General features: G+C 41.1%; 18 protein-coding genes. 15 read left to right on the forward strand and 3 right to left on the reverse strand.

Features of this window, described 5'->3' with window-relative positions:
- Positions 1 to 59: 59 nt before the first annotated feature.
- The 6 genes from hisF to QJ048_RS05390 all read left to right on the forward strand — a co-directional run bounded on the left by hisF (position 60) and on the right by QJ048_RS05390 (position 5,557).
- Positions 60 to 818 (forward strand): imidazole glycerol phosphate synthase subunit HisF, encoded by a 759-nt coding sequence (gene hisF / locus QJ048_RS05365; protein ID WP_282333303.1) that lies wholly within the window; start codon positions 60 to 62, stop codon positions 816 to 818.
- Between the two features lie 74 nt (positions 819 to 892).
- A complete protein-coding gene (hisIE, locus tag QJ048_RS05370; RefSeq protein WP_282333304.1) occupies positions 893 to 1,519 on the forward strand; it encodes a bifunctional phosphoribosyl-AMP cyclohydrolase/phosphoribosyl-ATP diphosphatase HisIE in 627 nt (208 codons plus the stop codon).
- Between the two features lie 6 nt (positions 1,520 to 1,525).
- Entirely contained in the window at positions 1,526 to 2,602 is a 1,077-nt protein-coding gene (locus QJ048_RS05375) for a TlpA disulfide reductase family protein (protein ID WP_282333305.1), read from the forward strand.
- A gap of 109 nt (positions 2,603 to 2,711) precedes the next feature.
- On the forward strand, positions 2,712 to 3,434 hold the full coding sequence (locus QJ048_RS05380) for a hypothetical protein (RefSeq protein ID WP_282333306.1): 723 nt from the start codon (positions 2,712 to 2,714) through the stop codon (positions 3,432 to 3,434).
- Positions 3,435 to 3,625: 191 nt separating this feature from the next.
- Positions 3,626 to 4,807, forward strand: coding sequence for a C1 family peptidase (locus tag QJ048_RS05385; protein WP_282333307.1), 1,182 nt, complete (start codon positions 3,626 to 3,628; stop codon positions 4,805 to 4,807).
- 126 nt (positions 4,808 to 4,933) lie between these two features.
- Positions 4,934 to 5,557 (forward strand): hypothetical protein, encoded by a 624-nt coding sequence (locus QJ048_RS05390; protein WP_282333308.1) that lies wholly within the window; start codon positions 4,934 to 4,936, stop codon positions 5,555 to 5,557.
- 295 nt (positions 5,558 to 5,852) lie between these two features.
- Here the strand turns inward: QJ048_RS05390 and QJ048_RS05395 are convergent, their stop codons facing one another.
- Complete coding sequence (locus tag QJ048_RS05395; RefSeq protein WP_282333309.1) at positions 5,853 to 8,708, reverse strand: TonB-dependent receptor; 2,856 nt, start codon at positions 8,706 to 8,708, stop codon at positions 5,853 to 5,855.
- A 292-nt stretch (positions 8,709 to 9,000) separates the two neighbouring features.
- Here QJ048_RS05395 and QJ048_RS05400 point away from each other — a divergent pair, with 292 nt between their 5' ends.
- From QJ048_RS05400 to QJ048_RS05430, 7 genes are all read left to right on the forward strand, one after another.
- Positions 9,001 to 9,927: a phosphoribosylaminoimidazolesuccinocarboxamide synthase gene (locus QJ048_RS05400; protein WP_282333310.1), complete on the forward strand. Its 927-nt coding sequence runs from the start codon at positions 9,001 to 9,003 to the stop codon at positions 9,925 to 9,927.
- Between the two features lie 296 nt (positions 9,928 to 10,223).
- A complete protein-coding gene (locus tag QJ048_RS05405) occupies positions 10,224 to 11,234 on the forward strand; it encodes a beta propeller repeat protein (protein ID WP_282333311.1) in 1,011 nt (336 codons plus the stop codon).
- A 167-nt stretch (positions 11,235 to 11,401) separates the two neighbouring features.
- Entirely contained in the window at positions 11,402 to 12,487 is a 1,086-nt protein-coding gene (locus tag QJ048_RS05410; RefSeq protein ID WP_282333312.1) for a class I SAM-dependent methyltransferase, read from the forward strand.
- A 240-nt stretch (positions 12,488 to 12,727) separates the two neighbouring features.
- A complete protein-coding gene (locus QJ048_RS05415) occupies positions 12,728 to 13,594 on the forward strand; it encodes a chromate resistance protein ChrB domain-containing protein (RefSeq protein WP_282333313.1) in 867 nt (288 codons plus the stop codon).
- Between the two features lie 56 nt (positions 13,595 to 13,650).
- The gene (locus tag QJ048_RS05420) at positions 13,651 to 14,151 is read left to right on the forward strand and encodes a hypothetical protein (protein WP_282333314.1); all 501 of its coding nucleotides are present in this window, start codon (positions 13,651 to 13,653) and stop codon (positions 14,149 to 14,151) included.
- 5 nt (positions 14,152 to 14,156) lie between these two features.
- Positions 14,157 to 15,323: a chromate transporter gene (locus QJ048_RS05425; RefSeq protein ID WP_282333315.1), complete on the forward strand. Its 1,167-nt coding sequence runs from the start codon at positions 14,157 to 14,159 to the stop codon at positions 15,321 to 15,323.
- Positions 15,324 to 15,355: 32 nt separating this feature from the next.
- The gene (locus QJ048_RS05430; RefSeq protein WP_282333316.1) at positions 15,356 to 16,219 is read left to right on the forward strand and encodes a DUF1259 domain-containing protein; all 864 of its coding nucleotides are present in this window, start codon (positions 15,356 to 15,358) and stop codon (positions 16,217 to 16,219) included.
- A gap of 133 nt (positions 16,220 to 16,352) precedes the next feature.
- On the opposite strand, the gene QJ048_RS05435 is transcribed toward QJ048_RS05430, so the two are convergent.
- A complete protein-coding gene (locus tag QJ048_RS05435; RefSeq protein WP_282333317.1) occupies positions 16,353 to 16,712 on the reverse strand; it encodes a helix-turn-helix domain-containing protein in 360 nt (119 codons plus the stop codon).
- On the reverse strand, positions 16,690 to 17,007 hold the full coding sequence (locus QJ048_RS05440) for a type II toxin-antitoxin system HigB family toxin (RefSeq protein WP_282333318.1): 318 nt from the start codon (positions 17,005 to 17,007) through the stop codon (positions 16,690 to 16,692). The genes QJ048_RS05435 and QJ048_RS05440 overlap by 23 nt, the downstream gene beginning before the upstream one ends.
- 1,057 nt (positions 17,008 to 18,064) lie before the next feature.
- Between QJ048_RS05440 and QJ048_RS05445 the strand changes: the two genes are divergently transcribed.
- Positions 18,065 to 18,859 (forward strand): polysaccharide deacetylase family protein, encoded by a 795-nt coding sequence (locus QJ048_RS05445; protein WP_282333319.1) that lies wholly within the window; start codon positions 18,065 to 18,067, stop codon positions 18,857 to 18,859.
- 8 nt (positions 18,860 to 18,867) lie between these two features.
- On the forward strand, positions 18,868 to 20,073 hold the full coding sequence (locus QJ048_RS05450) for an oligogalacturonate lyase family protein (RefSeq protein WP_282333320.1): 1,206 nt from the start codon (positions 18,868 to 18,870) through the stop codon (positions 20,071 to 20,073).
- Position 20,074: the final 1 nt, after the last annotated feature.

A 20,074-nucleotide genomic window follows, 5' to 3' on the forward strand; every position in this document is an offset into this window, starting at 1 on the left:
TTTGTGTCTTAGTGGTGAAGTCGGGTCTTAAAATTTAAGTAAAATCTCAAATAAGAATAATGCTGACAAAACGAATCATACCATGCCTCGATATAAAAGACGGAAGAACAGTAAAGGGGACAAATTTTGTTGACCTTCGCGATGCGGGTGATCCTGTGGAGTTGGGTGCATTGTATGCAAAACAAGGTGCAGATGAACTGGTGTTTCTTGACATCACAGCAACGGTTGAAAAACGCAAAACACTGAGAGAGTTGGTGAACCGCATTGCCCATCATGTGAACATTCCATTTACAGTAGGCGGTGGGATCAGCAGTGTGGAAGATGTAAGTGCGCTGCTGCAAAATGGTGCCGATAAAATTTCTGTAAATACTGCTGCATTCAAGAATCCGCAATTGATCAATGACCTGGCGAAAGAATTCGGTAGTCAATGCGTCGTGTTGGCCATTGATACGAAAAAAGAGGAAGACGGCGAGTGGTACGTGTACCTGAATGGTGGTCGTACAAAGACGGATAAAAAGTGCGTTGACTGGGCAAAAGAGGCTGTTGACCTAGGGGCGGGCGAAATATTGCTCACTTCCATGAATCATGATGGCACAAAGCAGGGTTTTGCATTGGATATTACCCGAACTTTGGCGACGCAATTGCCGGTTCCGGTGATCGCCAGTGGCGGCGGCGGTACAATGGAGCATTTCACCGATGTGTTTGAAAATGCATATGCAGACGCAGCGCTGGCAGCCAGTATTTTTCATTTTAAGGAAATAGCTATTCCTGATTTGAAAAGCTATTTGAAAGGGAAGAACATTAACGTAAGGATTTAAATACAGGAACGCAGATTTTCATGATCGTCATGATTTTTTATGATCTTATTAAATCTTGACAGATCATGATAAACATGAAAATCTGCGTTCTCACTTATACTATTATGAAGATCGATTACAGTAAATACTCCGATGGTTTGGTGCCTGCGATCGTGCAGGACAATAGCACTTTGAAGGTGCTGATGCTTGGCTTTGTAAATGAAGAAGCGTTGAAGAAAACGGAAGAGACCGGCAAAGTGACTTTTTACAGTCGCAGCAAAAAACGCTTATGGACAAAAGGTGAGGAGAGCGGCAACTTCCTTGAGTTGCGTTCTTTGGCGGTTGATTGCGATAACGACACGTTGCTGATTAAGGCTCATCCGGTTGGGCCGGTTTGCCATACAGGCGCGGACACATGCTGGAGCGAAAAAAATCATTCGGAAGATTTTCTTTTTTACCTGGAAGAAATCATTAACCTGCGTAAACAAACGAAGCCAGAAGAATCATATGTGGCAAAATTATTGTCACGCGGAATCAATAAGGTTGCCCAGAAAGTAGGCGAGGAAGCAGTGGAGCTGGTGATCGAGGCAAAAGATGATAATAAAGAGCTATTTTTGGGAGAAGCGGCTGATCTTCTGTTTCATTACATGCTGTTAATCAATGCAAAAGGTTACAGTTTGAATGATGTAATTGAAGTTTTAAAGGGCCGTCATTCAAAATAGATAACTATGAAGAGAATTGTTGGAATATTGGCTTTTTTGCCCCTTTCGTTATATGCACAGAAGGGTTTTGAGATGAAGGGAAATGTGGCGGGACTGCAAGATAAATCCCTGGTTTTTCTGATTGACGCGAATAATCCGAAGGATACCGTTTGCAAAACGATCTCCGGTAAAACTAATTTTACATTAAAAGGAGATTTGAAAGAATCGACGTTGTACTATATCGGTTTTACTCCGCAACAGAAGAAAACAGTTCTATTCCTCGACAATTCAAAAACAACTGCGACCGGCGATATTAACGACGTTAAAAACCTAAAGGTAACCGGATCGCCCGCACAGGCTGATTTTGACGAGTTCCAAAAAACATTCAATCCTTATTTTGATAAACTAACGGCAGACAACCAAATGGCGCAAACATCCGGAATGACGGACAGTTTGCAAACTTCAATCAGTTCTACTGTTGCCAAGGTGTTTACAAAAGTGGACGAGTTCATTGCAACGAAACCAAACTCGAGTGTTTCTCCTTTTGTGTTACTGGTTACATCGCAATTAAACGAGGACATGGCAGCCTTGGAAACGCGTTATAGTAAACTGACCCCTGATGCTCAAAATAGTTTCTTCGGCAAGTATTTAGGTAAACAGTTGGCCGACAGCAAATTCGGGACAATCGGAAGTAAAGCGCCGGAGTTTACTCAAAACGATACACAAGGCAAACCTGTTTCATTGTCTTCTTTCAAGGGCAAATATGTGCTGGTGGATTTTTGGGCAAGCTGGTGCGGCCCATGCAGAATGGAGAACCCAAATGTAGTTACCGCCTTCAATAAATTTAAAGATAAAAACTTCGCAATACTGGGTGTATCCCTCGATAAAAACAAAGATGCATGGTTGAAAGCCATTAAAGACGACGGTCTGTCATGGACGCAGGTAAGTGATCTTAAATACTGGCAAAATGAAGTGGCTACCATGTACAAAGTGCAAAGCATTCCTCAAAACTTTCTAATTGATCCCAACGGAAATATTGTTGCCCGTGATTTGCGCGGCCCTGCATTGGAATCGAAGTTGTGTGAGTTGTTGGGGTGTAATTGATTTGAGATATTCAGGCATCATTATGAGTAGTAAATAATTTATTTTGTTTTTTTACGCTCGAATTCTTGGGCTAGTAGTCAGAAAAATCGATTTCCATAATTTCAAGAGTATGAATTTTTTTAGTTTTTTATTTTTTTGCATTTTAATTTGTTCTTGTGGTAATCAACTGAAAGAACAAGATAATACCAGCAATCAAACCGTAACATCTGGCCTGGTTGCGAAATCGATGAAAGACACTGTTAGCCAGAATATATTCGGAGATTTAGTTTCAGGAAGTTACGGCGACATTTCGCTGGCATTTGGTAAAGACAACGTTTTGACGGGCGTATATGAGTATTATGACAATTGGGATGAGAATAGTAAAGAATACGCCAACATAAATGTTTTTTATTTTTATGGGGAAAAAAGTGGAGATTCGGTGTTTGTGATTCATGCTGGTTGGCCAGGGAATGATCAAAGTTTAAGCGGAAAGTTGGTTTATGGTAACGTTGCCCCTAATCCTTATATAAAGGTAATTTTAAATGATCAGCCAAACGGATACAATGACGTAGATTTTACTGATAGCGCCGGAGTTAAAACTAGTTTAACAAAATCAAAAAAATGGATTGAAGTTCGATTGGTAAAATCGGTAAAAGCAAGAGTTTATAATTCGGCAGATTCTTCAACAATTCGGAAAGGCTATTTAGTAAAAAATGATGTTTTGAAATTAATTTCGAAACAAGACGACGGATGGGATCAAGTTGAATACAATCCAAAAGGTAATGACAACAAATCAAGCATCTTTTGGATAAAGGAAGACGATTTGTATAACGTTGATTCAAGTAAATGGTAGGGGCATCCAATGCTTGAACATCAAGAAGCTAGGCTTTTGATATAGATAACGATATCAAACAACGATGGCCGTTATTTTTCGAGCAACGGACTTTCCTGGGTTGGACGTAAAAAGTAAATGCATTCTCCTGCACGTACTTGATAACTTTATAAGTTTTGTTTATTTTTAGTATAACTAAACGAAAACTAACGATGCATCCTGCCTACATAGCTCTTGGCGCTCTTCTTATGTCATCAACTATTTTATTTAGTTGTACCAAATCTGCCAATAATAACAGCATAAACGACGATACAGTAAACGAGCCGTCTCCATTAGCTCACAATTACGGATTGTTGCCAACGCAACCCGAGCAATGGGCAACAGTTCCGGTATTTTCAAGAAGTGTTTTGACGGGCGGAAGAAGTGAAAACGGTCTTTCTGCGGCTTCACTTCCTTCTAGTTACTTGTTGGCTTCGCCTGCTGTAAGGGATCAGGGTCAAATCGGCTCCTGCACAGGATTCTGCGGCGTTGAAACAAATGAAATACTTTATTATTATCAAACTAACTCCGCTACCACGACTGGTTTGACCGCAGCCACTGGATTGTCGCAGGCAGTAAACACACAACTGGTAAATTCTCCTTTGTTTGGTTCATCTTCTGCATTGAGTCCGCTATTTGTTTATTATGTGGAGCGTTGTGTGATAAATAAACAATCTATCTCTACAGACAACGGGGCGTATATCGTAAACATAGCCCAGGCGCTGCAGGGACTATCAAATAATTCTGGAACAGGTGCTGCACTTACATTATCCATCAGTGGTACCAAATATAGTTTTGCGGGCGATTGCTATGAAGATCTTTACCCTTATCCATCAAATGGTTCAAGTACCTCTACCCAATTCAGAACGCCACCTTCTTCAGCAGCTATTTCAAATGCTACTAATTTCACCGTAAGTGCCCAGGCCGGAACAACAGGAAGCGCAGGCTCCACTACTCACGGTTATTACGTGATCAACTCAAACGATGTAGTGGCGGATGCAAAGACAGCTATTGCTAATAATAAGCCGGTAATGATGGGTTTCAATGTGTATGACAATTCGAGATATCAATACTTTGAGGGCCTTGGCATAGCGGGTTATGCACCGAATAATTATACTTACAATCCGCTCACTTCAAACGGCTCATTGGCGAAAGGTTTGAGATTGCTGGGTGGTCATGCAGTTCCGCTTATTGGCTACATTGATGATGCTTCTCAGCCGGGCGGAGGCGTTTTCATTTGTGAAAATTCATGGAACACAAACTGGGGTTACAAGGGGTATTTTTATATGCCTTACTCCGTTTTAAAAAGTACAAAAATTGTTGCTCCGGGAAATTTATACGTAGCGATTATTTAAGTTGCATTAATAGATAGATTGAAGAGTCCTGGTTTATCATCCGGGACTTTTTTTGATTTTTGCGCAGCAAACATTTCCATAAGTTATAGTGTTATTTTTGCAGCGCTCATTTAAACGAACGCTGCAATGAAAACCTTTATAACCTCTTTACTGTTTGTTGCAATGACCAGTTTACAAGCCCAGCAACCTTCTGCCGTTGGCGAATATTATATGCATGGTGTAATGGAAACCGCCAGTGCCTTTGCTTTGAAGGCGGACAGTACATTCGAGTTTTACTACAGTTACGGTGCTGTCGACAGGTATGGCAAAGGCAAATGGCATCAGAAAGGCGATTCCATTATTTTGAACAGCGATGAAAAACATACAAGTAGTTTTAAGCTGGTAAAAAGCGAACAACATCCCGGCAAAGACCTCACCGTAAAATTTTCCAATCCCGATCGTAATTTACTTTCCTACATGAGCTGCGTTGCTAAGAGCGGCAAAGAGCAAAACTTTGGCAGAACTGATAACAGCGGCATAGCTACTGTTCCAATGAAAAGTGCAGATAGTTTGTACGTGGTTTTTGAGTTGTGCCCAGAGCGCATATCCTCTTTTAAAGTGGCCAATAAAAATTACTTTGAGTTTGAACTGGAACCTTGGGTTGCTGAAGTAACGTTTGATAATTTCTCGCTGCGGCTCACTGCAAAAGGCTTAGAGGGCCATCACCCCTTGCTGGACCCGAACAAGGTGGTATTGTATGAAAGGCAGTAGGTTAGTTGAATATTGAAAGTTGAAAGTTGAAAATGGGTGGCGAATCGCCTCATCATAGTGCGGGCCTTTTTTCACCACTAAGGCACTAAGGACACTAAGAGAGGTCTAAAGTTGAGCAACCCTTAGTGGGGCTTAGTGTACTTAGTGTCTTAGTGGTAAATTTTAGAGATTAAGCCTTGAGTTGTATCTGCATAAAAAGTAAAAGGCTTCGACATTATCGAAGCCTTTTCTATATAAAGTAAAATAAGAAATTGATCAGCGTAAATCAGTCTAATCTGTGTCATCTGCGTGCTCACTATAGCACGTTGTACGCAAAGCTCACGTAGTACAATCCTCCGATGCGTGGGTTTCCGTATGAGTTCAGGTAGTAGTGGTTGGTGATGTTTGTACCACCCAGTTTGATCATTGATTTGATGTCTGGTAATTTCAGACTCACCATTGCATCCACTGTACTAAACGCACTTACGTTACCGTTGATAAATGTGCTTTCATTGTAGTAAGAATCCTGCCATCTGTACACCACGTTAAAGCCCATTCTTTTTTTCCAGCCAAAGCCGCTGTTCGCAATACCAATGTTGGTGCGGTATTTCGGTGTATTGAACTGTGCCTGGAAGTTTGCAGGAACGTTTGTGATATCATCAGAATAGAAATTGCCGTTCACAGAGAAATTGTTTCTCAGCAAATATTCTACCGAAAATCCGTAACCATAAGTGTTTACGCTGGAAGCACTGTTAACAGCTACAGAGTAGAAAACAGGTTTTGAAAGGCCTGAAATTTCACCGGTAGACGATTGAACAACATTTATTCTTCCAAGAAAATCTTTATAGTGTGCATAATAACCATACACATCGAACATCAATTTGTTTGCAAACAAACCTTTGTAACCAACTTCATATGAGTTTGAAGTTTCGGGTTTGTATTTATTAAATTGCTGAACAACCAGTTTAGAAGGGTCACCGCTGCCAGCAAAAGCAAGATAGCTATCTTGCGTGTAAACAGGGTTTGTATCAAAGTGGTGACCTTCCCTCAGTTGTGGCAAACCGCCGATCAGAAAGGCTGTACCTGTTTGCAGGTTGATCCATTGGTTTTGTGTTGTAGGGAACCTGTAAGCAGTTTGATAAGACAAACGGATGTTTTGATCTTTCGCCACTTTCACTACTGCAGAGAAACGCGGAGTGAATTTGCCATCGAAGTTTTCGTTCTTGTCATATCTGCCGGATGCAGTAAGTTTCAATGCATCACCAAATAATTTCTGAGATATCTGCGCATACACACCCATTTCGTTGATCTTGATTTTGCCCGTTGTGTCGGCGAAGATGGTTCCCTGTGAATTCAACACATATTGTTTCCAGTTGCCACCAACAAGAATATCTGTTCCTTTATGCTCTAAATTCAAAGGTTCAGTCAGGTTGTACTGACCTTCCACCATATAAAGATCGGAGCGGTCAACAAACAAACCGCCTTGTGGAATTGGTTTGGTAATAACACTGTTGAAGTAATTTTTAAACTCCGCGCTGCCCGGTGCAGGCCTTGCTGAATCTGCATAACCTCTTGCAATGTTATTTAAAAGTGTAGTGTTGGCAAGCATTGCAGCTTGTGCTGTTGCTGCTGCCTGTTGCGGATTTTGTCCGGCTGCTATTGCCGCATTAAATGCTTGCTGAAAAGTTGTTACAGCCCCTTGTACAAACGCTCCTGAGTATCGTGGATACCAGCTACCCAGAGGGTTTGCAGGATTATAACTTGGTCTCCACGCTTCGTTTGTAAGTCGTGTACTTACTGTGGCATTGTAAGATTTGCCAGAATTTTCCTGCGTTGTATATCCTCTAAGGAACCAGTTCTTTGATTTCAGCTCCAGTTTGTACTGGCCCATTTTCAGGTCTTTTAACACATATCTGTCGCTACCTGTATACACTGTAGTACCTGTTCCCCAATAGCCGGAAACAGATGCCATCAGTTTGTCAGTGATTTTATAATAAAGGCCTCCTGAAAGTTTAAGGTTATATGTTTTTGGATCAACAATGTCTGTTTCGTTGTAACCTGTTCTTGATACATTGAAAGCTGAGCTTAGGTAAGGCGCCATTATTTGCGCAACCTGTTGTTGCTGGTTTTGCGGTAAAGACGCAATTACGCCCTGGATAAACGGAGTTTGCGAGCCCCTGATGTCCAGGGTTGTTTCATCTCCGTAAACGTTCACGCCGTTATAGTTTGGATCAGTAGCGCGGTTGCTGGTTTTGCTTTTAAATGCGATAGCATCATAATTAGAGCTGTCATAAGGAGCCCAGTCATTGGCCTGCATATATTGAGCAGCTACTTTAAACGCGAATTTGTTAGATATTTTTTGCGCCCATCTGATAGAATAATCCTGGTAAGCAGAGGTATTTCTCACAGGGCTGTTGATGTTCATTACGCCGCCCTTTACCTGTGCGCTAACGCCGGGATATTTGAATGGATCTTTACTATTGATAAGAATGGTTCCGTTCATACCGCCGGGGCCGTATAAAGCAGAAGACGCACCGCTCAATAGTTCGATGCTCTCAACATCCAGTTCTGTAAGGCCTACAACGCCGCCTACAGAAAAGTTGAGGCCCGGAGCCTGGTTGTCCATGCCATCTACAATCTGGTTCAAACGGGTGTTACCACTGGCGTTGAAACCACGGGTGCTCGGCGTTTTAAAAGTTAAGCTGGAAGTTGTCATGTCAACGCCTTTGAGGTTGCCAATGATATCGTAGTACGAAGTCGCTGGGGCAACCCTTATGCTGCCGGCGTTTACACGTTCAATAGAAACGGGCGATTCCAGGATTCTTTCCGGAACGCGGCTTGCAGATACAACAATTTCAGAACCCAGCGATACTGCGGGGTCAAGCACAATCGTAACAGGGGTTGTGCTTGTTACGATCACTTCCCTTGATTCGTAACCTACAGAACTAACCACCAAAGTGAACGGTGGTGTTTTTTTTGATACCAATTTAAAATTTCCTTTATCATCTGTAAAAGTTCCCGTACCTGTGCCCTTAATAGCGACAGAAGCAGCAGCAACCATTTCGTTTGATGAGGAGTTTTTTACGTTTCCGGTAATAGTTACCTGAGCGAAAGATGCAATCGTTGAAAAAGTCAAGATAAGCAAGCATAGTAGTAAACGGCATGATCTCATGATCGTCGAATTTGGTTTGTAGAATATACGCGGCAAAATATATATTATAATAACGTGACCAAAAAAATTATATACACACAAAGTGTTCTGAAACTAGTGTTACACGCGGGTCGTAAGGGTTTTCATTTATGGAGAAGGCCTGCAATAGGGTAACAAATTTTTGTTGCCAATTGTTGTATTTATTGCCTCTTTAAAGCGAATGTTGCTGAAGGCCAAATGGTGTTGAAACGCGGTTTTTAAAAGACATTCCCGTGAATTTGGATAATTGACTGTCTTGTAGGTATTTTGCAGCATGTCTACAATACAATTTCCCGGTCAAACAGGCTTTTACAAAGGCAAAGTGCGTGATGTATATAGCATCGGCAATGATCTGCTGGTAATGATCGCCAGCAATCGTATCTCTGCTTTTGATGTTATTTTACCCAAACCCATCCCTTATAAAGGACAAGTTTTAAATCAAATTGCTGCATACATGCTGAATGCAACGAAAGATATTTGTCCAAACTGGTTGCTGGATGTACCTGCTCCATCTGCATCAATTGGCAAACGTTGCCAGCCATTTAAAATAGAAATGGTTGTTCGCGGCAACCTGACAGGGCATGCATGGCGTAGCTACAGCAGTGGAAGCAGAATGCTTTGCGGTGTAACCATGCCCGAGGGAATGAAAGAAAATGATTTCTTTCCAACACCAATCATTACGCCAAGCACAAAGGCAGATGAGGGACATGATGAAGATATTTCCAAAGAAGAGATCATCGCGCAGGGGTTAGCTTCTGCTGAAGATTGGGCGGTATTGGAGAAATATACACTGGCGCTTTTTGAGCGAGGTAAACAAATTGCAGCAAAGCAAGGACTGATCCTCGTTGATACCAAATATGAATTTGGAAAAATAGGAGATACCATTTACCTGATGGATGAAATTCATACACCGGATTCTTCAAGATATTTTTATGCTGATGGCTTTGAAGAAAGACAGGCAGCAGGCGAACGTCAAAAGCAATTGAGTAAAGAATTCGTACGCGAATGGCTCATTGCAAATAACTTCATGGGCAAGGAAGGACAAACTGTTCCTGAGATGAATGATGAATGGATCAACACGATTAGTAAACGTTATATTGAGTTATACGAAAAAGTGATTGGCCAGCAATTTGTTCCTGAGGCGCTAACTGAAGTAGAGACTTTTCAGAGAGTTATTGGTGCGCTTGGTAAGATCGGATAGTTTGAAAATAAGAAAGAACGCAGATTGTTATGATTTTGATGATTAGTTAAGATTGTTAAATCGATTGATCATAAAAGACGCATAAAAATCTGCGTTTCTATTTTTCAAATTATTCGAGTGTAACAACCAATAAAGTATGTTGCTTGTCATCCCGACGAAGGAGGGATCTGGGTGTTTACCTAAACGGCTTGTTTGCGCGAGACTCAGATCCCTCGTGCCTCGGGATGACAAGCAAGATGCTTTTTAATTTTCAACCATCTTGAGTTAACGGTTCTTCTAATTTAAAAATAGGGACTATGCGTCTGCTTTTTACAATCACAATCTTAGTTTTCAGTCTTTCGGTGTTTTCACAGAAAATAATTCCACTGAACACCAATGTTAAAGCCAGTTTCCGCGGTTTGAGCGTTGTAGATGATAAAACAGTTTGGGTAAGTGGCAGCAACGGAACCGTTGGAAGAAGTGTGGATGCAGGAAAAACATGGACATGGTTGCCCGTTCCCGGATTTGAAAAAAGAGATTTTCGCGACATAGAAGCTTTTGATAAATCGACGGCCATCATAATTGCTGTTGATACTCCTGCCGTAATACTGAAAACAATTGATGGCGGTAAAACATGGAAAACGGTTTATGAAAATCATACACCGGGCATGTTTCTCGATGCTATGGAATTCTGGAACAATGATAACGGAATCGTGGTGGGCGATCCGATCAATGGAAAATTTTTCATTGCCCGTTCATTTGATGGTGGCAACACCTGGACGGAAGTTCCTTCGGAAAATGCACCTGCTGCAGATTCCGGAGAAGCGTGTTTCGCGGCAAGTGGCACCAACATTCGCATCCTCGGTACAGACAAGGCATGCCTTGTCTCTGGCGGAGCACGTTCGAGGCTGTTCATCCAGAACACACCAATCGATATCCCCATCATCCAGGGCGCCCAAAACACCGGTGCGAATTCCATCGCTATAAGAGATAACAATAAATCGACCAGCGATTATTTCGTAGTGGTGGGTGGGGATTTTTCAAAAGATACATTGAAAGAAAAAAATTGTTTCATTACCAAAGATGGCGGCAAAACATGGATCGCACCCGCAACTCCGCCAACCGGTTATAGATCGTGCGCAGAATTTATTGATAAAAATAAAATCATCACTTGTGGCACTTCCGGCGTGGATATTTCGAACGATGGAGGCCTTAATTGGCGCAATATCAGCACCGATGGCTATCACGTTTGCCGCAAGGCGAAGAAAGGAAAAGCCTTGTATCTGGCGGGTGGAAAGGGCAGAATAGGGAAGCTTCTTAATAACTGAATAATTGAAAGACTTTTTGACCTTCAACTTTCAGTTATTCAGTTACTCAGTTATTCAGTTAATCCAACAATAGTCCCTCAATAATTCAACAATTCATAATTTACGTTTCTTGCACAAATAACGATCCTTGCCTATATTAGCGCTACCATTAAAAAACTTACCTCAATATGGAATGGATCGAGATTTTGAAGTGCCCTATAACTGGCAAAGATGTTCGTGCATTAGAACCCCATGAAATTGAAACCCTCAACAGCAAAGTGGCCGCAGGGGCCGTGTGGCAGGCAGATGGCAAAGTTTTTTCCACTCCACTCACCAAAGGCTTGATTACTTCAGACGGAGCTTATATCTATCCAATCATCAACGAAATCGTATTACTGCTGAAAGACTTGGCAGTGGTGGATTCTCAGGATAAACTGCTGAGAGAAACGATTAGTGCTGATAAACAGCTGGTTAAAAACTTCTATGATGAAAAAGGATGGACCGCCAATGAAAAGGGCGATTATGAAGACGCTGTAATTTTCGAAGATCTGCGTGACGTTTCCAAAGAGTACATTAAAAAATGTCACGACCGTGTGCGCCGTTTTCTCAATCCAAGCGGAACATATATGCTGGATGCGGCTTCCGGTGCATTGCAATTCCCTGATTATCTGCAATATTCCGACAACTACAAATACCGCATTTGTGTAGATTTTTCCTTCACCGCACTTTCTGAAGCGAAAAGAAAGCTCGGCGACAAAGGTATTTGCGTGTTGTGCGATATGACCAACATGCCTTTTAAAGATGGGAAAATTGATGGCTTTATTTCACTTAATACTATTTACCATATTCCAAAAGACGAGCAGGTTACTGCTATGAAGGAGTTGTACCGCGTACTGGCGGCAAAAGGTAAAGGCGTGATTGTGTACGAATGGTTCAAACATTCACCATGGATGAATGTTGGCTTGTTTCCGTTCCGTGCAGTTGTGTTTACCAAAAACAGGCTCAAAGAAGCTTTCAATAAAGTGGCAGGAAAAGGCGCTCCGAAAAAGATGTTGTATTTCCATGCACATCCTTACGAATATTTCAGGAAGAATTTGCCTTTCGCGTTCCAACTGAAAGTATGGCGCAGTATCAGCGTGCCGTTTATGAAATATTATATTCACGCACCATTATTCGGCAAACAAATTCTCAACTGGCTTTACAACAAAGAAGAACGCGAACCAGAGAAATGTGGCTTGAAAGGAGAGTATCCGATTTTTGTGTTTGAGAAATGAGGGAGCGAATTAATAATTAATAATTAAAAATTAATATTGAGGCTTTCCAAATAAATTTAAACACCGTTGAAGTGCAAGACCTGACTGGTTTCGAAAAAACTGTCAGGTCCTTGTGTTTAAGATACTTAACAGTTAATGTAAAAAAGGTTATGAGGTAAAAAATAAGGAGTGAAATTTTTGAATGCCAATCTAAATAGTTTTGCAGTCTCCTCTTAATTATTAATTATTAATTTTCGCCTCATGCTCTGGATCACTCGTGAACGCCCCAAAATAGACCGCCTCGCTTGCCCATGGCTCATTAAAAAGTTCGTGGATGAAGGTGCTCAGTTTGTGTACGTTCCCTACGATCAGGTGATTGAAAAGGCCAAAGAATTAAATGCAGTTCCATTCGACATTCCTAACGTTGAGTTTACACATTACGACGATCAAAGCACTTTTGACTACATCGTAAAAAAATACAACATTACCGATCCGGCAATTGCCATCATCGCAACCATTGTTCGTGGCGCAGATACAGACAGGCACGATATTGCGAAAGAAGCTGCGGGGCTTTGGGCCATTTCTGCCGGCCTCGCTTACAACATTACAAATGATTACGAATTGCTGAAAACATCAACATTCATTTATGATGCGTTGTATAGCTGGGCGACAAATTTGTATCAGCAGCGACATTTGCAAAACAGTCCGTTTGAAAGCTTACTGCATGAGGTTTACAACAAATTCTTAAAAGAAAAGAAATCAGATAAAAAGAAAGTGCCTGATTGGGTAGCCGAATTGAAAGCTATTATCCAGGACCAGATCGACACGCAGTTCACATTTGATCTCAAAAAGATATCTACCGAGCTATCGCTAAATCCTTCTTACTTGTCAAGAGAGTTTTCGAAGTATTTTGAAGACCTGAATTTTGGAGAGTATATCAGGAAAATAAGAATTGAAAAAGCCATTTCGCTGATAGAAAATTCTTCTTATTCGCTCACCGAAATCGCTTACCTGACAGGCTTTTCGGATCAAAGCCATTTCACGAGAATATTCAGGCAGCACACAGGAAAAAGTCCTTCCTCTTTCAGAAAAAATATCACGAAAAGTAAACCAGATACAAAAAGGTAAACAGCATCCAATTTTGCCTTAAATGTTGAGCATAGTTTTGCTTTTTTATTGAAATTATGTTCAGAAAATATTTACTGGTTTTGTTTGTCCTTCTCGCTCATGTAAACCTTTCTTTTTCGCAAAGCAGTACGCCAAAGATCAGCGCATATGCAAGCATTGTTCATCCAATAGTCGCGTTTAGCAGTGATGGGCCGTCGTACAATTTTAAAGACTACTATGCTGTTGGATTTCCTTTTGGCATAAACTATTGGAAAACTTCAAATGTTGGCTTTTCGTTTGAATTGTCTCCATTCATAAAGTCGGAAAATGGCACCAGTAAAATGAGTTACCTGTTATTTCATCCCGGAGTGTTGGTGGCACTGGGAAAGGGATACACATTTGTGGGAAGAATGGCATTTGAAACTTCTGGCCGGTATGGCATAACGCCTGTTTTTAATAAAGTATTTGCAAAAAGCAAAAGTTGTAACTATTTTATTGCTGTCCCGCTGCCCGTGCGCTTCGGCAACGATAAACCCACAACTGCCTCTGTTGGACTGCAATTCGGTATTTCATTTTAAAAGTTATGAATAACAAACCTATATACTCTTTACGACAACTTGTACTATACTTCCTAAAACTGGGCACAGTTGGATTCGGCGGCCCTGTAGCATTGGTTGGATATATGCACAGGGATTTGGTGGAAGACAAAAAATGGATGTCTGAAGATGAATACAAGCAAGGCCTTGCTTTGGCACAACTCGCTCCGGGACCACTGGCCGCACAATTAAGCATCTACCTCGGCTTTGTTCATTATCGTATTATCGGCGCAACCTTAGCTGGTTTAGCATTTGTTCTCCCATCCTTTATTATGGTTGTTTTGTTGGGCATTGCCTATAAAATGTATGGCGGCCTTAGTTGGATGCAGGCAGTTTTTTATGGCGTAGGCGCTGCGGTAATTGGCATTATAGCAATCAGTTCTTATAAACTTACCACCAAGTCAATTGGCAAGTTTAATGCTCAGTCATTTAGGCAAAACTGGTTGCTCTGGTTGTTTTTTTTGACCGGTGCTGTCATCACTTTTGTGACTCAGCGGGAGCAGGTGTTGCTGTTTGTTGCTGCAGGCATTTTGTATATGTTTGTAAAAGCGCCGCCAAAATGGAATAGCGTAAAAACAGTGAACAGCCTTGTGTTGCTTCAGGTTGGTTTAGATAGTCATGAAAATTCACTGCTCGCAAAAATAGCTGTGTTCTTTGCTAAAGCGGGGGCATTTGTATTTGGCAGCGGATTGGCAATTGTGCCATTCTTACATGCGGGTGTGGTCACAGAAAATCACTGGCTTACAGAGCAACAATTTATAGACGCTGTTGCGGTCGCCATGATCACGCCTGGGCCTGTTGTTATAACAGTGGGATTTATCGGCTATCTCGTTGCCGGTTTTCCGGGCGCTTCAGTGGCGGCATTGGCAACTTTTTTGCCTTGCTATCTGTTCACTGTTATTCCCGCCCCTTATTTTAAAAAGATATCTGCAAACAAGTCCATCAAAGCATTTGTGGATGGTATCACAGCCGCCGTAATTGGAGCTTTGGTTGGCGCGGTAATTGTGATAGCTACAAGAAGTATAACAGACGTTTTCACGGCAGTCATTGCAATTGCAGCTGCTTTGTCGTTGCTGTATATAAAGAAAATAAAAGAACCCTATATCATTCTGATAAGCGCCGTTGTTGGATTGATCCTAAAGAACCTGCTGTAACTAATTCATCTTTTTTAAATAAAATTTCGACCATGAAAAAGATTATGTTGTCAGCGTTAAGCTTGCTAGCAGCTATTTCCTGCTTCGCACAAATCGATTCTGCCGCACTAAATAATGTGTTTGGGAAAAAAGGAACAGTAACGGGAGATGTATATAAAATCTCCTATCCGCGATCCGATCTAAAAGTAACGGTTGATGAATTTCCCGTTGCGCCGGGGCTTGCATTGGGAAGCTGGATCGGGATCATACAAATGCACGGCCAGGCGATGATGATGGGCGACCTTGTCTTACTTGATTCAGAAGTTCCAAAAGTGATAACCAAACTGATGGAAGAAAACCTGGAAGTAACAGCCATCCATAATCACCTCATAAATGAAACGCCAGCCGTAAAATATATCCACTATCACGGAGAGGGAAATGCCGTTGAGCTGGCGCAAAAAATAAAAGCCGTTTTGCAGGTTACCGGAACACCTCTTACTCCTCCCACAGGAACACTAATAACCCCCAAAAGTCCTGATTGGAGCAAAGTCACCGCAATACTTGGTAATACAGGAAAGCCAACCGGATCATTGCTTCAATACACATTTCCGCGCAAAGAAAAGACAATGGAAAGTGGCATGGAAATGCCTCCCGCAATGGGTATGGCAACAGCCATTAATTTTCAAATGAACGGCACCAGTGTCGCAATAACAGGTGACTTTGTATTGCTGGCAGATGAAGTAACTCCTGTTGTAAAAGCCCTCACAGAAAATGGCATTATGCCCACCGCTATTCACAGCCATATGCTGCACGATGAACCTCGCTTATTCATGATGCATTTTTGGGCCGTTGGCGATCCTGAAAAACTTGCGAAAGGGTTGAAGGAAGCGTTGAGTAAAACGAATGCTAAGATGTAGATTTTCAATTAAGAATTAAGAATTAAATTCTTTCTGTGGGGCATTTATATCAATGGAAACTGTAACAATAAGTACATTTTGTCTGTAGGACATTATCTTTCACCATGGCCCATTATTTGACATAAATCAACAACTAATAAGCCTGAATTAAAACCTCTGCCGGTATGTGCAGCGTTTCAGTCAACTTTCTGATCATTGATAGACTTAACTTGCGCTTCCCTGACAAAACTTCGGATTTCCTGGAACGGTATCCCAAAATTTCGGAAAGCTGAGCTTCTGACATGTTCATTTGTTCCAAACGGAATTTAATAGCCTCAATTGGGTTTGGCTTGGCAATGCGGTAATGTTCGTTCTCATACTCCTTGATCAAAATCGAAAGAATTTCCAATTCGTCTGATTCTTTGGAGTTCGGTTTTATGTTTTTTTGCATCAGCATATAAACACGCTCTAAAGCGTCTTCATATTGCTCGTCACTTTTTATTGGCTTTAACATAGCTTACTTTTTTAGCGTCTATTTTATCATATTGTTTGTGAGTACCGAACCAAACAATGAAAACTATTTTGAGGCGGAACTCAATATCTACTATCAAGCGGTAAGAATTCCCATGATTATTGAATACTACTCTTTTATCTGTCAAAACAGACGCGTTCCCATATTGAGTCTTTAATTCATTAGGATTCGCCCACTTTGCCTCTTCTACTTCTTCATACCATGATAATAGTCCTTGTTCCGCTTGCGGGAATTTTTGACAACCCTCTTTTAAGGTTTTTACGGCAATAACCCTCATTTGCAAATATACGAAATGTTACCAAATTGGTAACGTTCTTTTTTAGACTTTTAAAAAATGAATTTTCGGATCAAATCAGAAGTTGTTGGTCATTAGGTGTGTTACGGGATTGAAGGCCTCAAAATAAATTATTATGTTTGAATGCAAATCAGAGCCAAAATAAAAAACGGATGGCTAGGTTGTAGGTCTGTATGCTATCTACGCTGGTGCTGTTGTTATCCGTAATAATTTTTATGTCTTATATATAATATATACAAACATTACACGAGAAGATTTTAATCACTTACATGAGCGTATAGCAATGTGTAGGGAGGCATTTGAAAATATTTTATCGGCCCATAACTATAAAATTTCAAAAGAGAGTGATTTAGCTGATATTCTGGGTTTGGATTTTATTAGTAAAGATGGCCGTTATGGCGGTAATGTTGGGTTTTTGTTCGAGGACGATTTGAATAAGCACACTTTCACATTCTACGTCACAAAATCGTTCGATGAAAATAATCAGAGACATTTTAAAAGGATAAATATCGCAGAGCACGTGGAGTTAGATTTTATCGAAAACAACTATAGCAGTTTATTGAGCGATTCTTTAAAGGTCTATGGCTCATTGAAAGACGAGGATTTGGATACCATAATTAAATTGCAATTTTAGAGTCCGCCTTGTTGGTCGCGGTGCTATCGCCAAACATCATTTACATTCTTTCATAAAATCCCTCTGGAAGAATTCTGGTTCCTTGTTCCACAAAATCTTCCGCCTAAATGTAAAATTTACCGGAGCTGTTATTCTATCAGGACAGCTCGGGATGGTTAAAACCCTTCGTATCCTAACTTTAAGGGTTACGAAATGATTAAAATTGATGTCGTATGAAAAATGAAATATCCTCTGTTCCTGTTTTGCTTTTATTAAAAACTGTGCAGCCGACAACCGAAGCGCAAAGTTTTCTTTTACTATTGAATGTTTGCAATAGAATGAGCAAATAGAAATCACCACAAGACTATTACTGTCTTACGCATCTTCATACCATACCCATAACAACGATTGACCCTCAACAGCCATATGTTTGCCAAAAGAATACTACTTATTTCTTTCTACATACTCTTTGCTTATGCCATTGGCACAGCACAGATCATCCATAAAAAAATCCCCGACAAGCTTGTTGTACTCACGTTTGATGATGCGGCGAAAAGTCACTTCAATTACGTCGCGCCGATATTGAAGAAATATGGTTTTGGCGCCAGTTTCTTTGTTTGTGAATTTCCTCCCGATTTTACAGATACAACCAAATACATGAACTGGGAGCAAATACAGGCTTTATCGGTCATGGGTTTTGAACTAGGCAATCATACCCGCACGCACAAGCATGTGAACAAAATGCAGGATGCGGAAGTAAATGAACAACTTGGTTACATTGAAAGCAAATGTGACTCTTTGAATATTCCGAAACTTGTAAGTTTCGCCTATCCCGGCTATGACACTCGTGCGGCGACATTAAAGATTTTAAAAGATCGCGACTATCTGTTTGCACGGGCAGGTGGAGGCCGTGTGTATGATCCGCTGAAAGATCATCCTTACCTCATTCCAAGTTTTAGTACGAGTGGCACTGATCAGCAAAAAGTGATCGACGCAATTAAACTTGCAAAGGATGGAAAGGTCGTAGTGCTGACCATTCATGGCGTTCCGGACTATGCGCATGATTGGGTAACAACGCCACCTGAATTGTTTGAGGTGTACATGAAATACCTCCACAATCATCATTACAAAGTAATTGCATTAAAAGATCTTTCAAAATATATCAACATACAGCAGGCGCTCGATACCATCAAGCCTGACTGGTCCCTTAAAACAAAATAACAACAACCATGAAAGCAATAAAATTACTCACCGCGACAGCAATAGCTGCGTCTTTGTTGAGCGTCGAGAACGCAACGGCACAACAACTGATGGAAACCGGGGGCAAGGAAATGCCCGATGAATGGATCGATAAAGACACCCATCATAAAGTAGTTAAAATTGCAAGAACAGAAGGCTCCAACAGCAGTTTTTATTTTCATAACAATCCGTTTATTGGAAATAAAATGGTGTACTATAACAGTGGCCGCGGCGGGCGCCAGGCGTATACCGTTGATTTAAAAACATTGCAAACGGATAAGATCACCAGTCAGGGTGGCAGAATCAACGGAGAGATAGCAGGCGCGAAAACCGGCAACATTTATTATCAGACCGGTGACAGCGTTTATGCTACCAACACCAAGACGAAGCAAACGAAATTACTGTTTGTTTTTCCCGCGGATTTCAAAGCAAGCATCACGACTGTCAATGCAGATGAAACACTGCTCGGTGGCGCATGGGCGACTGACGAAGAAAAAGAGATCAGTAAAAAATATCCTGAAAAGCACGATTATTTCAATCGCATCTACGAATCAAAATTGAAAAGAACTTTGTTTGTGATCGATATTAAGAAGGGCGAATTGACAAAAGTTTTTTCAGACACTGCATGGTTGAATCACGTACAGTTTTCTCCGAAGGAACCGTCACTACTGATGTTCTGCCACGAAGGCCCGTGGCACAAAGTTGATAGGATATGGACAATCAATGTAAATACAAAAGAAGTTAAGCTTATTCACAAACGCACGATGGATATGGAAATAGCTGGACACGAATGGTTTCAGCCCGATGGAAAAATCATTTGGTACGACTTGCAAATGCCGCGCAGTGAAAACTTTTTTGTGGGTGGCACAAATGTAAAAACAGGTGAAGAGCAGAAGTATAGATTGACACGTGACGAGTGGAGCATTCATTTTACCATATCACATGATCAGCAATTGTTTGCCGGTGACGGCGGTAATGACACCCAGGTAGCCAAAGCTAAAGACGGCATGTGGATATATCTGTTTACACCAGAAGGTGATCATTTTAAATCTACGCGTTTGGTAAACATGAAAAATCACGATTACAAACTGGAACCCAACGTACATTTTTCACCTGACAATAAATGGATTATTTTCCGTGCAAATTTCGAAGGCAAACAAAATGTGTATGCCGTAGAAATTGCAGAGACAAAATAGT

The organism is Pinibacter soli, assembly GCF_029961145.1.
Classification (GTDB): domain Bacteria; phylum Bacteroidota; class Bacteroidia; order Chitinophagales; family Chitinophagaceae; genus Pinibacter; species Pinibacter soli.

What these genes read in the sequence shown, in the direction of transcription:
- QJ048_RS05440 (WP_282333318.1), bottom strand. Translation starts at nt 17,007, where the DNA reads ATGAGGGTTATTGCCGTAAAAACCTTAAAAGAGGGTTGTCAAAAATTC.
- QJ048_RS05430 (WP_282333316.1), top strand. Translation starts at nt 15,356, where the DNA reads ATGAAAAAGATTATGTTGTCAGCGTTAAGCTTGCTAGCAGCTATTTCC.
- QJ048_RS05385 (WP_282333307.1), top strand. Translation starts at nt 3,626, where the DNA reads ATGCATCCTGCCTACATAGCTCTTGGCGCTCTTCTTATGTCATCAACT.
- QJ048_RS05395 (WP_282333309.1), bottom strand. Translation starts at nt 8,708, where the DNA reads ATGAGATCATGCCGTTTACTACTATGCTTGCTTATCTTGACTTTTTCA.
- QJ048_RS05400 (WP_282333310.1), top strand. Translation starts at nt 9,001, where the DNA reads ATGTCTACAATACAATTTCCCGGTCAAACAGGCTTTTACAAAGGCAAA.
- QJ048_RS05445 (WP_282333319.1), top strand. Translation starts at nt 18,065, where the DNA reads ATGTTTGCCAAAAGAATACTACTTATTTCTTTCTACATACTCTTTGCT.
- QJ048_RS05420 (WP_282333314.1), top strand. Translation starts at nt 13,651, where the DNA reads ATGTTCAGAAAATATTTACTGGTTTTGTTTGTCCTTCTCGCTCATGTA.
- QJ048_RS05390 (WP_282333308.1), top strand. Translation starts at nt 4,934, where the DNA reads ATGAAAACCTTTATAACCTCTTTACTGTTTGTTGCAATGACCAGTTTA.
- QJ048_RS05450 (WP_282333320.1), top strand. Translation starts at nt 18,868, where the DNA reads ATGAAAGCAATAAAATTACTCACCGCGACAGCAATAGCTGCGTCTTTG.
- QJ048_RS05380 (WP_282333306.1), top strand. Translation starts at nt 2,712, where the DNA reads ATGAATTTTTTTAGTTTTTTATTTTTTTGCATTTTAATTTGTTCTTGT.
- QJ048_RS05375 (WP_282333305.1), top strand. Translation starts at nt 1,526, where the DNA reads ATGAAGAGAATTGTTGGAATATTGGCTTTTTTGCCCCTTTCGTTATAT.
- hisF (WP_282333303.1), top strand. Translation starts at nt 60, where the DNA reads ATGCTGACAAAACGAATCATACCATGCCTCGATATAAAAGACGGAAGA.
- QJ048_RS05415 (WP_282333313.1), top strand. Translation starts at nt 12,728, where the DNA reads ATGCTCTGGATCACTCGTGAACGCCCCAAAATAGACCGCCTCGCTTGC.
- QJ048_RS05410 (WP_282333312.1), top strand. Translation starts at nt 11,402, where the DNA reads ATGGAATGGATCGAGATTTTGAAGTGCCCTATAACTGGCAAAGATGTT.
- hisIE (WP_282333304.1), top strand. Translation starts at nt 893, where the DNA reads ATGAAAATCTGCGTTCTCACTTATACTATTATGAAGATCGATTACAGT.
- QJ048_RS05425 (WP_282333315.1), top strand. Translation starts at nt 14,157, where the DNA reads ATGAATAACAAACCTATATACTCTTTACGACAACTTGTACTATACTTC.
- QJ048_RS05435 (WP_282333317.1), bottom strand. Translation starts at nt 16,712, where the DNA reads ATGTTAAAGCCAATAAAAAGTGACGAGCAATATGAAGACGCTTTAGAG.
- QJ048_RS05405 (WP_282333311.1), top strand. Translation starts at nt 10,224, where the DNA reads ATGCGTCTGCTTTTTACAATCACAATCTTAGTTTTCAGTCTTTCGGTG.